At 43.4% G+C, this 14,108-nt stretch carries 11 protein-coding genes and 1 pseudogene; 2 read left to right on the top strand and 10 right to left on the bottom strand.

Features of this window, described 5'->3' with window-relative positions; genetic code table 11:
* Positions 1–10: 10 nt before the first annotated feature.
* The 8 genes from DWW43_RS05280 to DWW43_RS05245 form a co-directional block, all read right to left on the bottom strand.
* Positions 11–997 (bottom strand): SPFH domain-containing protein, encoded by a 987-nt coding sequence (locus DWW43_RS05280; RefSeq protein ID WP_008401297.1) that lies wholly within the window; start codon positions 995–997, stop codon positions 11–13.
* Positions 998–1,007: 10 nt separating this feature from the next.
* A complete protein-coding gene (locus tag DWW43_RS05275; RefSeq protein ID WP_119962933.1) occupies positions 1,008–1,688 on the bottom strand; it encodes a PspA/IM30 family protein in 681 nt (226 codons plus the stop codon).
* Between the two features lie 146 nt (positions 1,689–1,834).
* Complete coding sequence (locus tag DWW43_RS05270) at positions 1,835–2,791, bottom strand: hypothetical protein (protein ID WP_119962932.1); 957 nt, start codon at positions 2,789–2,791, stop codon at positions 1,835–1,837.
* A 40-nt stretch (positions 2,792–2,831) separates the two neighbouring features.
* Positions 2,832–3,512 (bottom strand): gamma-glutamyl-gamma-aminobutyrate hydrolase family protein, encoded by a 681-nt coding sequence (locus DWW43_RS05265; RefSeq protein WP_008401294.1) that lies wholly within the window; start codon positions 3,510–3,512, stop codon positions 2,832–2,834.
* A gap of 4 nt (positions 3,513–3,516) precedes the next feature.
* On the bottom strand, positions 3,517–5,925 hold the full coding sequence (locus tag DWW43_RS05260; protein WP_119962931.1) for a PEP-utilizing enzyme: 2,409 nt from the start codon (positions 5,923–5,925) through the stop codon (positions 3,517–3,519).
* 179 nt (positions 5,926–6,104) lie between these two features.
* Entirely contained in the window at positions 6,105–6,647 is a 543-nt protein-coding gene (locus tag DWW43_RS05255) for a nitroreductase family protein (RefSeq protein ID WP_008401292.1), read from the bottom strand.
* A 107-nt stretch (positions 6,648–6,754) separates the two neighbouring features.
* Entirely contained in the window at positions 6,755–7,840 is a 1,086-nt protein-coding gene (locus DWW43_RS05250; protein WP_119962930.1) for an N-acetylmuramoyl-L-alanine amidase, read from the bottom strand.
* A 58-nt stretch (positions 7,841–7,898) separates the two neighbouring features.
* Complete coding sequence (locus DWW43_RS05245; RefSeq protein ID WP_119962929.1) at positions 7,899–9,278, bottom strand: M18 family aminopeptidase; 1,380 nt, start codon at positions 9,276–9,278, stop codon at positions 7,899–7,901.
* Between the two features lie 134 nt (positions 9,279–9,412).
* On the opposite strand from DWW43_RS05245, the gene DWW43_RS05240 reads away from it, so the two are divergent.
* Together DWW43_RS05240 and aroA are read left to right on the top strand one after the other, a co-directional pair.
* Complete coding sequence (locus tag DWW43_RS05240) at positions 9,413–10,507, top strand: prephenate dehydrogenase (RefSeq protein WP_119962928.1); 1,095 nt, start codon at positions 9,413–9,415, stop codon at positions 10,505–10,507.
* A gap of 51 nt (positions 10,508–10,558) precedes the next feature.
* Positions 10,559–11,830: a 3-phosphoshikimate 1-carboxyvinyltransferase gene (gene aroA / locus DWW43_RS05235; RefSeq protein ID WP_119962927.1), complete on the top strand. Its 1,272-nt coding sequence runs from the start codon at positions 10,559–10,561 to the stop codon at positions 11,828–11,830.
* 636 nt (positions 11,831–12,466) lie between these two features.
* Here aroA and queA read toward each other — a convergent pair.
* Together queA and DWW43_RS05225 are read right to left on the bottom strand one after the other, a co-directional pair.
* Positions 12,467–13,492 carry a tRNA preQ1(34) S-adenosylmethionine ribosyltransferase-isomerase QueA gene (gene queA, locus DWW43_RS05230; protein ID WP_044945243.1) on the bottom strand — a complete coding sequence of 342 codons (1,026 nt, stop codon included), beginning with the start codon at positions 13,490–13,492 and terminating at the stop codon, positions 12,467–12,469.
* 204 nt (positions 13,493–13,696) lie between these two features.
* Positions 13,697–14,108, bottom strand: a pseudogene (locus DWW43_RS05225) (hypothetical protein); the annotation flags it as partial.

Here is a 14,108-nt window from a genome sequence, read left to right as displayed (position 1 = left end):
TTGTACTCCTTTATATCAGCTTTGTTCCACAGTTACCACAGAATTTTGCTCCATTTGTAGGGGTTCCGCAGTTCGGGCAGAACTTAGGAGCCGTACCGTTTCCGGTTGGAGCTGCCTGCTGATTCATCTGTCCGTTCATGTTGTTCTGCAGATTACCGGTCATCTGATTTGCCATCATCATACCCATCTGCATTCCCATCATACCACTGGCAACATCTGCCATATTGGTTCCGCCTTTTCCATTGGAATTTGCAAGTGCATCTACCATCTTCACCTGCTGGAACCGGCCCATATCACCAAGCATCGTATACTCAGCAGCCTGATCTGCACGTTTTGATATATTCTCAGGATATGTAAATTCGCTGATTCTGAAATCTGTCATGGTCAGACCGATCTTGATCAGTTCCATATCCAGATCTTCTAAAATACCCTTTGCAATATCGGTGGCATTTGCCATCAGATTGAATACATCACCGCCGGTCTTTGTAATCCATTTGATCAACAGTCCATCTAAGATTCCCTTAATACGATCCCTGACATCATCCACTGTAAAGATTGCCTTTACTCCGGCGATTCTCTCGATCAATACATTGTAATCATCAATCTTGAATGAGAATTTACCATTTGATCGTACAGGAAGTCCGCCCGGAAGTCCCGGTGCCTGTAAACGGATTGGGGAACTGGTTCCCCAGTTACAGGTAAACTCTTTCGTATTGATGAACAGAACCTCTGCACGAAGTCCTGAGTTGAAACCAAACTTAAATCCCTTTAATGTAGAAAGGAATGGAATGATATCCGAATCAATCGTATAACTTCCTGATTCTGTGAAGATGCCTTCTACCGCCCCGTTATACAGGAAGATCGCATCCTGCCCCGGTTTAATGATAAGTCTGGAATCTTTCTTTATCTCTCGATTTGTCCATTTCCAGAAGAGCAGGTCATCTCTGTATTCTTCCCACTCAACTACATTGGCAAACTGATTTGAAAATAATCCCATCTGTTTCCTCCTATGAAAGTCCCATCTTTGCCTTTAATGCTGCAAGTTCATCTGAAACTGCTGATGATGGTTCTGCATCGTATTTACTCATCAGATCATCTGTCTCATCCTTGCCGCTGGTATTTAATTCTGCCATTGCATTTGCCTTGTCAAGCATCGCATCAGCCTTTGCTTCCATTCTGTCAAATGCTGAGATCGTTCCGGCTGTATCCGTTACGCTTCCCATCATCTTATTCATCTTCTCCTGCGTCTTTGCAACCTGAACCTTCGCCTTGATGGCGTCCTTTCTGTTGTTCAGATCCATGATATCCTTTGTCAGCTTATCATGCATCTCTTTCATCTTTGCTGCATTTCCGGCTGCCATATCATATGACTGCTGTAAAGAAGTTCTCTTGGTCGATAACTGATTCTTCTTCTCTAAGAACTTCATGGCATCTGCTTCATTTCCTGCAAGGAGTGCCTTCTCTGCATAGCTCTGCATCTTGGCAATATCTGCATCACAGTCATCCAATGCACGTTTGCATCTGGTCTCATCTGCCATAACGGTTGCTGTCTCTGATTTTACGTTTCTAAGATCTTCCTGTAAGTCTCTGAGATACTGGTCGATCATCTTCTCCGGATCCTCTGCCTTATCAAGCATAGCGTTGATGTTTGCTGACATAATGTCTTTGAATCTTTTTAAAATCCCCATAAATAATTACCTCCTATATATATTTACACTTTATGGTTTCTTGTTTTTCGTGCTCACAAACCCATAATATCATAACAGTCGTACGCTTCGCAACGCCTGAATCATGAATTAAATGTAAAGTATCACGCTTCTGTTCTTAAGCGGTTTTAAAGTTCATTGTCAAGGTTCTTATGGATGTTTCCACCGATCCTGAACTCCGGAATCTTCTTAGGAGCCCCTTCTGCTGCCTTTCCCGCAACCCCTGCATCCGTAATTGATTCCTCTAACGGCACAGGTGTCCGATCCTCAAATAATGACTTTTTCTTTTCTTCCTTTAATTCATCTGCAATCTCAAATGCTGAATCCACAACCTCATCGTGTAGAATATCATCATGATGCTTCACCGGCTGTCTGGATGGTTTTACCTTGATCGGATCTTCCTTCTTGTCTTCAAAGTCAAATTCCCACTGAACCATCTCATTTTCTTCTGCCTGCTTCTTCTGTTCTTCTTCCTCAAACCGGTTCTTCTCGTAATACAATTCATTTGCAAGAAGCTGACTGATCTCTAAGATATCGGCATAACGTTCCTGCTTCTTCATATCCAGCAGTCCATCCATCAGCTCACGCTTATTCTGCTCGATGACATCAGATTTCTGTCTGAGAGAATCCAATACACGATCGGTTTCCTCACTGATCATATTATATGCCTGTCGTACCGATTCATTGATCTCCATAAGCATCTCATTCGTATAAATGATTGATGCCGCATAGATCTCATTTGCTGTCCGAAGTGCCATCTTATCTTTCTTATTCAGATCCTTTACCTGTCTCTGGACATAGAGTGGATTCGGCTTGCTCATACGAATCCGGCTTGCGGATTCTTCTGCCTCTACGATGATGTCCTCGGCTTCTTTATTCGCATCCTTTATGATCTTGCCACGCTTATCCGTAATCTCATGATACGCTTTTAATTCTATATCTATCGTCTTTTTCAGATCTTCTATCATTTCCAGCATTTCTTCTTTATTTACAAGAACCTTCCCTGCTGCAAATGGAACATTCTGTCCGTCCTCGATCAATACCTGCATCTTATCAAGCAGTTGTTTTGCTTTTCCTTTTTCCATGTCTATTACTTCCTCCAACTATGGCTTTATAGGATTTTATTTATAGATCCGGTTTCTTATCATCTCTTGGAATACCTAAGAAATCCTGGATCAGATGTCTGCTGAAAAGCCTTCCTTCTTCACTTTCAAAATACCGCTCCGGGTGCCACTGAAACGCAAGAATACTCATGGTTGGTGACACAAATGCCTCAACCGATCCATTTTCTTCATCTACAACCAACGGATAAAACATTGTTGAAAGGTTTTCCAGATATACACAATCACTGTGAAAATTATTTATCTTTATATATCGATCCGAATTACAGATTTTTGCCATATGGTCAACACCTCGCGGTCTTGGCACTACAAACGGTGCAGAATAAGATATCTTTCCTCCAAATAATGCATTCAGATGCTGCATGCCTCTGCATACTCCAATAATCGGTATCTCATTCTCCACACAGTACATAATGAGCCGTTCCTCCATCGCATCCCGATGTGGTTGCAGCTCTGCCTTATGCGGTTCTACATAATATTTCGGGTGAAGCGTACCGCCACCCGTTACGATCAGTACGTCAATCGGATCTTCAAATAAGGCTTCAAAATCTCTGGTGAAATTTGACACCGGATGAAGTCTTATTCCCATGCTTTCATAAAATTCTGTATAGGCAGCTTCCAGAACATCCGTGGATTTTCCATACATATTCTGACCTTCGCGTTGTGTTATCAGTGCGTGAAGCATACGCCTATTCCTCCTTCAGTATCTTTCCATTTTTACAATCAAGTGTCAGTTTGTCAAGTCCTGTTACATAATTATAAATAACGTCACCACATCCAATAGCCGCCGGAATATTGAATTCCGCACATCGGATTGCCATGTGCGATGCGACACCACCATACTTCGTAATAAAGCCCCGGATTCCTTTTGCAAATATCCAGTCATATCCGGGATCTGCTTTCGGGATCACTACGATCTTATCTGCAACATCAACCGCTCCGGCATCCTCGCGCTTTGATTCCTCATCCTCCAATACGACAACTGCTCCGGCAACGATCTCCGAAGTGATGAAATTCGGTCTAGCCTCTACCATCTCGATATATTCTAACTGCTGCTTATTGCAGATCACATCCGGCAGAATCATATCGGAAGCATCTGTATATGCCTTCCGGTTCTCTGCGATCACCTGTTCCCATATCCTTCGGATCTCCGTTTCTGGTTTATGATACACTGCAATTATATCATCTACTGTGAGATATGCCATATCTTCTTTTGAAAAATTCAACATTTCTCCAATATTGATCAGAATATCGATCGCCAGACTTAAGGATTTCGTAAATTCAAATTTAAAATATTCCCGTTCTTCCATGGAATCTTTTAAGAATTCCACAAATTTCTTTGCATCAACACCAAAGCCGATATCGGAAAGTGCCTGTTCTACCTTCTCCGGATCTAATGGCGTATGCTTTAACCGCTCAATTCTCTGTCTCTGCTTCTTTGCTGCCTCGCTTGCCTTGGAGCTGTCAAAATCCCGTTCCTCATATGTCTCACAGGTGATATCGTAAGTGCCGGAACGAAGATGCCCGTATTTCTCATCAAATGCAGCTCTGGTAATCCGCCCTTCTGCAAAATCCTGAAAATCCGAATCGTACTCCGATGCTACTGTGTAGATTGACATCATAAAGTCATCAATCTCACGGCTCGTAAAATATCCCTTTGCACTAAGCGACCTGCAAAGAGCCTTTGAGATAAATGCAAGTCTTGCCTGTCTTGCAAATTTCGGTGTTCCGTACTGTTTGATACTCTCGATCAATTCTATAAAATAACGGATGGAAGTATTCACATCTTTTGCTGCCATCAGCCAGTTATTCCTGATATTTTCCCGATGCACCTTCAGTCCGTTTAAGGAACGGATATCCTGCATCCGGTTCTGCCTGAAATTACAGATTGCACGATCCGTCAGACGAAACAGGCTATTCGACAAATCCTGAATCTCGCCTTTCGTGAATCCATATTCTAATAATTCCTGCAACCGATCCTCCGTTGTAAAATCATAATTGGAAAATACGATTTCAAATTCTATTTTATCATGTGCCGTTATATCCGATAATATCTTCCGGTCGTAAAACGCAAGAAGCTTCTTCACCATATCTGCATCCAAGTCCTCAGGCATCAGACACAGAAATGACTTCCGCAATGATATATATGGTTTATTACCAATCTTATACATCAGATCTCCATCCACCACACGATATCCGATCGTGGTAAGTCCCTGATTCCAGGCAGCCTTCGTTATGATCTCTCTGTAAAGGGAGAAATCAAGCGGATGCGGATTCACTCCTATGATCTCAGCCGGATTCCAGAATGCCATATCGGATAAAATTGCCTGTTTCTCATACAACAGATCACTGAGTTTTTGATACTGCTGTTTTGTCTTGTTTATCAATTCTCCAAATATACGATCATTCTTTGCTCTGTCTTCTTTGTAGTCAGACGGCTTTTCCAGTTTCTTAATACAGGCCGCAAGCGGACGCACCTGAAAGATCGTAACTGTCAGATCTGCTCCAACTGCAAATTCCACATCGAGTGGATACTCCGGAAAGATGTCTTCTAATTCCCTCATGGCTGTGATCAGAACACCCCAGCGTTCCGGGAGAGATGAACTCTCTGCTGTCCTTGCAATATAGATCGTCTTTCCTCCGCTTCCACTGGTTACCGCATCTGTCGAATCTTCATCATATGAGATTGCATAATACAGTCTTCCTGATTTGATCTCTCTGGAGAAGATAACTCCGCTGCTGATGATAGATTTCGTCTGCGTCTGGATCAACACCTGTTCATTTCTGATATCTGATAGATCTTTTTTATAAGAATCAAATACTGTCTCAACCGCATGACATACAGCATCGCGATCATCAGCGTCGACATCCAATATACTGTCATAATGACCCGCATTTGATGTCTCGGAGGAATCTTCATTGGAACAGGAGCTTCGAACAACGATCGTCTGTCCTTTAAACTGTGACTGAATATCGGCAAGGATCTGTTTCCGGTTCTCCCCATACATTTTCCCGGTCACGATCATAAGGTCTTCAATTCTCGATTTTGTTATTCTGTTTTTCAAATAATCTAATGTATCTGCTTTTGTCAAAACCATGAAAAAAATCACCTTCTACAACAAAACTGCACCTTAGCAGACCATATCATCTATACTAAAGTGCAGTATATTTTTTCTCTTTCGAGACATTATTCATTTTGTGGGCTGTTCTGTCAGACCTTCGATTCTTCAAAATCCGCCCTCTGTCAATATTCATTACACAATGGATAAAACAGTTCTTATTGGATCGTTAATAGATCGTCAACTGATTTTCTTGGCGGCATCTCCGGTGCAAATACCGGATATCCCATTGCGATAACAGTGGCAACTGTCTGTCCTTCCGGCACACCTACGATCTCTCCAACTTTCTTATCATCAAATACTCCAAGGATAACCGTTCCGATTCCCTTCTCATGTGCTGCAAGACAGAATGTCTGGGCTGCGATACCGGCATCGAACATCTCCCATCCGGCACCTTTGCTTGTACTGAAGCTTCCATCTCTCTCATATCCACAGATACCGTTCTTCTGTGTTACAACCATCAACTGATGTGCTCTGGAAACTGTCTTCTCATTTAATGCGAATCCCATTACACCCTCTTCTGCGATCTTCTTGATCTTCTCCGGATCAGAAACACTGATGTAACGAATTGTCTGTGTATTCTTCCAGGATGGTGAATAGGATGCAAGTTCTACTAACTCACGGATCACTTCATCCGGAATGATATCCTCTTTGAATTTTCTTACCGATCTTCTTGTCTTAATACATTCTAATGCTTCCATGTCTTGTCCTCCTGTATTTTTATAAATATCTTTTGTATCTTCTTACATATATCGCAAGTATAACTCACTCAATGTCTTCGAAAAATCATCTCATTATCTGTTACAGATCACTCACCTGCAAAATATGCATCTATACCATCTGCAATTCCTTTTGCAAGCAGATTCTGATAATCTGATGTTACAAGCTTCTGGTCTTCTTCTGAATTTGTCATATAACCGATCTCAACGATCGTAACCGGAACCTTACACCAGTTAATTCCACTCATGGAATCTGTCTCCCAGACACCTTCGCTGTTTGCCCCTGTTGCTGCAGCCATTCCGCTTAATACATCGGCAGACAACCGTTTACAGGAATCATAGATATCTGCATTGTATGGATTATCCTTAGTCTGGCATACTGTCATAACACCGCTCGCATTTGTATCTGTAGAACCATTTGCATGGATTCTTATAAATGCATCTGCCTTATCACTGTTTGCAAGTTCTGCTCTTGCAGCGTTACTGATATCGACATCATTGGATGTACGGATCATCTTCACAGTATATCCTCTTGCCTCTAATGCACTCTGAAGCTTTAACGCTACCTCAAGATTCAGTTCATATTCCTCTGTACCGGTTGTAACACCTGTATTACCGGCTGAGACTTTTACTTTCTTATCTTCCGCACCGGGACCTACCGGCTCTGTATCCGTATTCGGCGTTGCCTGATGACCTGCATCAATACAGATCAGCTTGCCTTCGCCAACATTGCTTGTCTCCTGTGTTGATTCTTCTGTGCTGCTGTCATCACCACTGGATGCTGCTCCTTCTGCCTTTACAAATTCCGAATAAACATAATAGGTCTCACCCTTGATCGATACCTTGCTCCACTCATCGTTATAACCGATCCGGTCAAGCTCTACACCATCTGCAAGCTGCATCGCAGGATCTCCGTCTGTCGATGGTGCTGTTCTGACATTTACATAATCAGTCGTCGTCACCTTGTCATTTACGATCGTGAATCCTTCTTCATCCACCTGTGCTTCCGTCGTCGCTTCTGTTGTATCCTCTGTGGATGCTACATCTTCAGAAGCTTCTGTTGAACTCTCGGTGGTCGTCTTTTTTCCTGCATCCTTTTTCCCACAGGCTGCAAGTACAAATGCTGAAAGAATGATCATCATACATATAAGTATTGTTCTGTAAACCTTCTTCATAAGTAACCTCCGTCTATATTTCTATATACCTAATGTCTATTATCGCATAAATATGGCTCTATTTCAACCAAAAAGCGATAAGCAGCCGTTTCATTGACTCATAGTCTGACAAATGTGCCATTTCACATGCTGAATGCATAGCGAGTACCGGCATTCCCATATCGACTGCCTTTACCGGAAGATAGGATGAAACGATCGGACCCAGCGTGGTTCCACCCGGCATTCCTGTCTTATTGACCGTACGCTGAAACGGAATCCCTTCATCCTCACAGAGCACCTGAATCACTGCAGCAGCCTCGCTGTCTGTCACATATCGCTGAGACGCGCTGCTCTTTAAGACAACCCCATTTCCAAGCAGTACCCGGTTGACCGGATCGGATTTCTCCTGATAATTCGGATGTGTTCCATGTGCCACATCAAGAGAGATCAAAAATATCTCCGGAAGCAGCTCCTGTATGGTACGGCTCTCTCCGCTGTCTTTTAAGATACGTTCCGTTATCATCCGAAGCAGTCCGGAATCTGCTCCCTGTTTGGACAAACTTCCGATCTCCTCGTTATCGAAGAATACTCCGATGTCGAGATTCATATCAGATCCATCTGCTTCCGATATTTTTTCATCTGCCAATGCAGCTTCTGTTCCCTTACCTTTTTCTTCTTTCCACTTGTTTCCGGTTTGCACCAAAGATTCCAAAATCGCACTAACGGAAGATACATTATCAATTCTCGGTGATGTAAATACGCCACTGTCTCCGATCATTTGGCAGGAATCGCAATTATATAAATACAGATCATAGTCTAATATGTCCGCCTTATCGATCTGAAGCTTTTCTGCAACCTCATCTAAAAAGCTATGCGGTTCATCCTTCTTCCAAAGCCCAAATACCGGGATCAGTTCTTTCTGCGGATCTAATTTTGTCTCTGCGTCTCCACGTTTCAGATGTGGCGCAAGACTCGGTATGATCGCAACCGGCTTCTCGGAATCATATAATCGTACCTCCGGATGAAATGCATCGCTGCCTTTTACCACTACCTTGCCGGCAAGTCCCAGTGGGCGGTCAAACCATGTCTTCATTAACAATCCGCCATATGTCTCTATATTCAACATATGATAACCGCCTTTTTCCATATCGGCTGACGGCTTTAACTTCAGCATTGGAAAATCCGTATGACTGGTTGCTATCCGGATATGCTGCAGCTGCTTCGGCAGATGAAATGCGATCATAACAGAACTGTATGGTCTGACATAATAATCTGCTCCTGCCTGAAGCTGCCATTTGTCCTTTAACTTAAGCTCGGAAAATCCGTGTTCTTTCAGATATTCCTCTACGTGCTTTACAACATGGAATTGGGTGATTCCTTTTTCTAACATATATTTTAACAAGCCTGTCTGTTCCGGCTTTTCTGATATGAGATCAACTTCTGTTTTTCTTTCTTCCATATGCTCTGTTCTCCTGTCTTTTTACTTTGTTTTCTATTGTACACCTTTTTAGTTTTTCTTGCTATTTTGATTTTATGTGTATATAATGTTGTTACACGCTTTAACGCGTTAAACCTCAAAAAGGAGAAACAGCTATGAATGCATTTAAAATTGGTTTTATCGGTCTTGGGCTGATCGGTGGATCGGTGGCAAAATCTATTCACCGTATTTTCCCAAACTATACGATCATCGGCTATGATGTCAACACTGTAACCTTAAAAGAAGCGCAGGCGGATGGCACCTTAGATCATTATACAACAAATATCAGCGACATCGCAGACTGTGATTATGTCTTTCTGTGTGCGCCGGTTCATTATAATATAGAATATCTGAAAACTTTAAAACCACTGATCTCTGATTCCTGTATCCTGTCTGATGTCGGCAGTGTCAAATCCGACATCTACGATGCTGTTAAGGAACTGGGACTTGGTTCTCATTTTATCGGCGGTCATCCAATGGTCGGATCCGAGCGCTCCGGCTACGATGCAGCAACCGACCGTCTGATCGAGAATGCTTATTATTTCATCACCCCATCTCCGGACGCTCCGACAGACCGCGTGGAGGAATTCATGACATTTATCGGTGACCTGGGTGCTATCCCGATCCGATATTCCCCGGATGAACACGATAAGATCACTTCCTATATCAGTCATGTACCGCATGTGATCGCCGCATCTCTGGTCAATCTGGTACGGCATGCCGATTCCCCGGACGGAATCTTTAAATCTCTGGCAGCCGGAGGTTTTAAAGATATCACACGAATCGCATCCTCAAACCCGGTAGTCTGGGAGCACATTCTACTCAGCAATCCGAAGAACATCGTGAATGGATTGAAGGAATATATTGAGCTTCTAAATAAAATGATTTATGATATTGAAAGAAATGACGCAAAAGACATCAATGCTTTCTTTGAGTCATCCAGAGAATATCGGGATTCAATCCCGAACAATACAAGCGGTGTTATCCGTATGCAGTATGAACTCTTTGTCGATATCCCGGATGAACCGGGCGCTCTGGCAAAGGTTACGGTACTGCTCGCTGATGCAGGCATCAATCTGAAGAACTTCGGTATCTCCCATAATCGTGAAGACGAGGAAGGCGTTCTACGTTTATCCTTCTACGATACGGATGCATGCCGGAAAGCATTTGACCTTCTTGCAGATGCCGGATACCGTTTATATAACAGATGAGACTACATAAAAAGGAAATGGACGATATAGCGTCCAGACAGGTAATACATTATGATATTTTCCAGAAGAACAGGATTAAAAGGAACCCTTACGATCCCCGGAGATAAATCCATCTCCCACCGTTCGATCATGCTTGGATCACTGGCAGATGGTATAACCGAAGTACATGGATTCTTAAACGGTGCAGACTGCATTTCTTCTATGAACTGTTTCCGCGAAATGGGTGTAACGATCGACCACAATGGGGATACCGTTATCATTCACGGTAAAGGGCTTCATGGTTTGCAGGCTCCGAAAGAAACACTCGATGTCGGTAACAGCGGAACAACTACCAGACTGATGTCCGGAATTCTTGCGGCACAGAATTTCAAGAGCCGCGTGATCGGTGATGCATCGATCTGCCGCCGCCCAATGAAACGGATCATGACCCCGCTCTCTCTGATGGGCGCTGATATCGTGAGCGAAAACGGAAACGACTGTGCGCCGCTTCTGATCACCGGAAAGCCATTACATGGCATCCACTACGATTCACCGGTTGCTTCGGCACAAGTCAAATCTTGTATTCTTCTTGCCGGACTGTATGCCGACGGCGAAACCAGTGTAACCGAACCATATGTATCCAGAAATCATACGGAGCTGATGTTTGATGCTTTCGGTGTCGATATCAAGACCTCCGGCACAACCGCAACTGTAAAACCTGCGGATAAATTATACGGTCAGAAGATCATGATCCCGGGAGACATCTCCTCGGCGGCTTACTTTATCGCAGCCGGACTTATCACACCGGATTCCTGTATCACGATCAAGAATGTGGGTATCAACAATACCCGCGACGGAATATTAGAGGTTGTAAAAATGATGGGAGGTACGATCACCTACGACCGGCTGGATCAGCCTGGTGAACCTTCTGCCGATATCACTGTACAAACATCAGATTTAAAAGGTTGTGTGATCCAAGGCTCTCTGATTCCGAAGTTGATCGACGAGATTCCGATCATTGCCATCATGGCATGCTTCGCAAAAGGCCAGACCGTTATCAAAGATGCACAGGAACTGAAGGTGAAGGAATCAAACCGGATCGATGTTATGGTGAGAAATCTTTCCGCTATGGGCGCAGATATTACTGCTACCGATGATGGCATGATCATCCATGGCGGCAAGCCGCTTCACGGCGCTGTCATCGACAGCCATCTCGATCACCGGATCGCCATGAGCTTTGCCATTGCCGGACTTAACGCCGACGGCGACACAGAGATCCTTGGCAGCGACTGCGTAAATATCTCCTACCCGACCTTCTATCAGGATCTCGCCGGGCTGAGATAAATAATCCTCGGACGCTGGGATGAATGTATCAACATTTCTGATAGGGAATTACAAAAAAATCCTGCTGCCCGGCTATGTCAAAAGACAAGCACGTTTTCTATTCGGTTCGCACATTTATTAGTCAGCAGTCGCCCAAACTCACCCTTACGGGTTCAAACATGGGCTTGGTGCTGACAATTCGTGCAAACCTCATAACGAAAACTTCGCTTACGTCTTTTGTACATAGCCGGGCAGCAGGATTTTTAATGTAATTCCCTTATATAAAATATCAATTTAACTCATCCCAGCGTCCGAGCTTTTCAAAGCAATGAGGAAAAAGGCTCCGCCACATAAAATAGATTTTCTGCTTTGATGCCGATTTCACTAACATCTATATTATAAATAAACGACAATACCAGTGGTAATAGAAGATGTTCGTGTAATTTTCGTCATGAGGTTTGCACTAGCTGTCAGCACCAAGCCCTTGTCTGAACCCGTAAGGGTGAGTTTGGGCGACTGCTGACAAATCAGCGTGCGAACCGAATAGAAAATGAAACGAATCTTGCTATACCACTGGTATTGTCATTTATTTATATCAAGATCCTGAAAACCGGCATCAAAGCATATTTCCATAAAATATACGGCGGAGTCTTTGTCCTACAGAATCAACATAGCATCGCCGAAGGAGAAGAAACGATAGCGTTCTTCCACGGCTACCTTATAGGCTTCGAGAATCTTCTCGCGGCTGTAAAGGGCTGATACCAACATCAGCAACGTGGATTCCGGCAGATGAAAGTTCGTGATCAATCCATCGATGGCTTTGAACTTATAACCCGGATAGATGAAGATATCTGTCCAGCCGCTGCAAGCCCGAAGCATACCGTTTTCATCAGCTACTGTTTCCAATGTTCTCGTACTGGTCGTTCCTACTGCAATGATACGACCGCCATTTTTCTTTGTCTCATTTATTGTCTCTGCTGCTTTCTCATCGATCACATAGAATTCTGAATGCATATGATGATCCAGAATGTTGTCCTCTTTTACCGGACGGAATGTTCCAAGTCCGACATGAAGGGTTACATGTGCAATCTTGATGCCTTTTGCCTTGATCTCCTCTAAAAGCTCCTTTGTAAAATGAAGTCCGGCTGTCGGTGCTGCCGCAGAACCTTCATGCTCTGCATAGACCGTCTGATAACGGTTCTTATCTTCCAGTTTATGTGTGATATATGGCGGAAGCGGCATTTGTCCAAGTTCATCCAAAATCTCCTCAAAGATTCCCTCATATTCAAACCGAACGATACGGTTTCCTTCTTCCACAATATCGATGACTTCACCAACCAGTTTGCCGCCACCAAAGATGATCCTTGCGCCGACTCTGGCTTTCTTTCCCGGCTTTACAAGCGTCTCCCATGTACAATCATCCAAACGCTTCAATAACAGCACCTCGATAGCTGCTCCTGTTCCTTCTTTCTCACCGATCAGTCTGGCAGGAATCACCTTTGTATCATTAATAACCAGACAGTCGCCTTCTTTCAGATATGATATTACATCATAAAAATGTTTATGTTCGATGGTTCCTTCTTCTCTGTCTAAAACCATTAATCTTGAATTATCACGCTTTAAGAGTGGGTCCTGTGCGATCAACTCCTGAGGCAGATCATAGTAAAAATCTGATAACTGCATTTTCTTATCCTCCTTAAAACTCAACTATGATAATGCCACGTTTTATGTCTAAATGCAAGGAAGAAAATGAAGCAGCCAGCCTTAGTGAGAGTGCTTTTTACTTTATAGAACGAACTTTCCTATATAGCAAAAATCCGGATACAGCAATTCTGCCATATCCGGACTTCTACTAAAATATACATGTTATCTGTTCTGCTTATGTCTTTATCCTATGATTGCCTTGATTTCAGCTTCACTCATTTCGGTTACATCCATGATCTGCTCCAAGGAATAGCCTTTCTTATGCATTTTCAGGATAATACCAGCTCTTTCTTCCGACCTTCCAACAGCCTTGCCTCGTGCTTCGCCTATCGCTATTCCAGCGGCTTCGCCCTTTGCATATCCCATTTCCTCTACGCCTTCACTCAGATTGCACATGATCTTCAGCCCATCTCTTATCCCGCGTCTCTCTACCGGTATATCATACTCCTGTTTCATAAGCTTCAATTTTTGTTCTGCCGTCATTGTCTGCGACGCTTCCAGATTGATGATCATTTTTGCCAGTCCATCCCTCATCCGCACATAGAAAATGATGTCAAAACACACCTTGCCCTCATCGATCTCGGAACTTTCTGTG

The organism is Clostridium sp. AF15-41 (genome assembly GCF_003604095.1).
GTDB lineage: Bacteria > Bacillota > Clostridia > Lachnospirales > Lachnospiraceae > Coprococcus.
This window is presented reverse-complemented; position numbering and strand designations above follow the sequence as displayed.

Coding starts and splice junctions, on each gene's coding strand:
- DWW43_RS05280 (WP_008401297.1), bottom strand. CDS start 997: ATGGGATTATTTTCAAATCAGTTTGCCAATGTAGTTGAGTGGGAAGAA.
- DWW43_RS05275 (WP_119962933.1), bottom strand. CDS start 1,688: ATGGGGATTTTAAAAAGATTCAAAGACATTATGTCAGCAAACATCAAC.
- DWW43_RS05270 (WP_119962932.1), bottom strand. CDS start 2,791: ATGGAAAAAGGAAAAGCAAAACAACTGCTTGATAAGATGCAGGTATTG.
- DWW43_RS05265 (WP_008401294.1), bottom strand. CDS start 3,512: ATGCTTCACGCACTGATAACACAACGCGAAGGTCAGAATATGTATGGA.
- DWW43_RS05260 (WP_119962931.1), bottom strand. CDS start 5,925: ATGGTTTTGACAAAAGCAGATACATTAGATTATTTGAAAAACAGAATA.
- DWW43_RS05255 (WP_008401292.1), bottom strand. CDS start 6,647: ATGGAAGCATTAGAATGTATTAAGACAAGAAGATCGGTAAGAAAATTC.
- DWW43_RS05250 (WP_119962930.1), bottom strand. CDS start 7,840: ATGAAGAAGGTTTACAGAACAATACTTATATGTATGATGATCATTCTT.
- DWW43_RS05245 (WP_119962929.1), bottom strand. CDS start 9,278: ATGGAAGAAAGAAAAACAGAAGTTGATCTCATATCAGAAAAGCCGGAA.
- DWW43_RS05240 (WP_119962928.1), top strand. CDS start 9,413: ATGAATGCATTTAAAATTGGTTTTATCGGTCTTGGGCTGATCGGTGGA.
- aroA (WP_119962927.1), top strand. CDS start 10,559: ATGATATTTTCCAGAAGAACAGGATTAAAAGGAACCCTTACGATCCCC.
- queA (WP_044945243.1), bottom strand. CDS start 13,492: ATGCAGTTATCAGATTTTTACTATGATCTGCCTCAGGAGTTGATCGCA.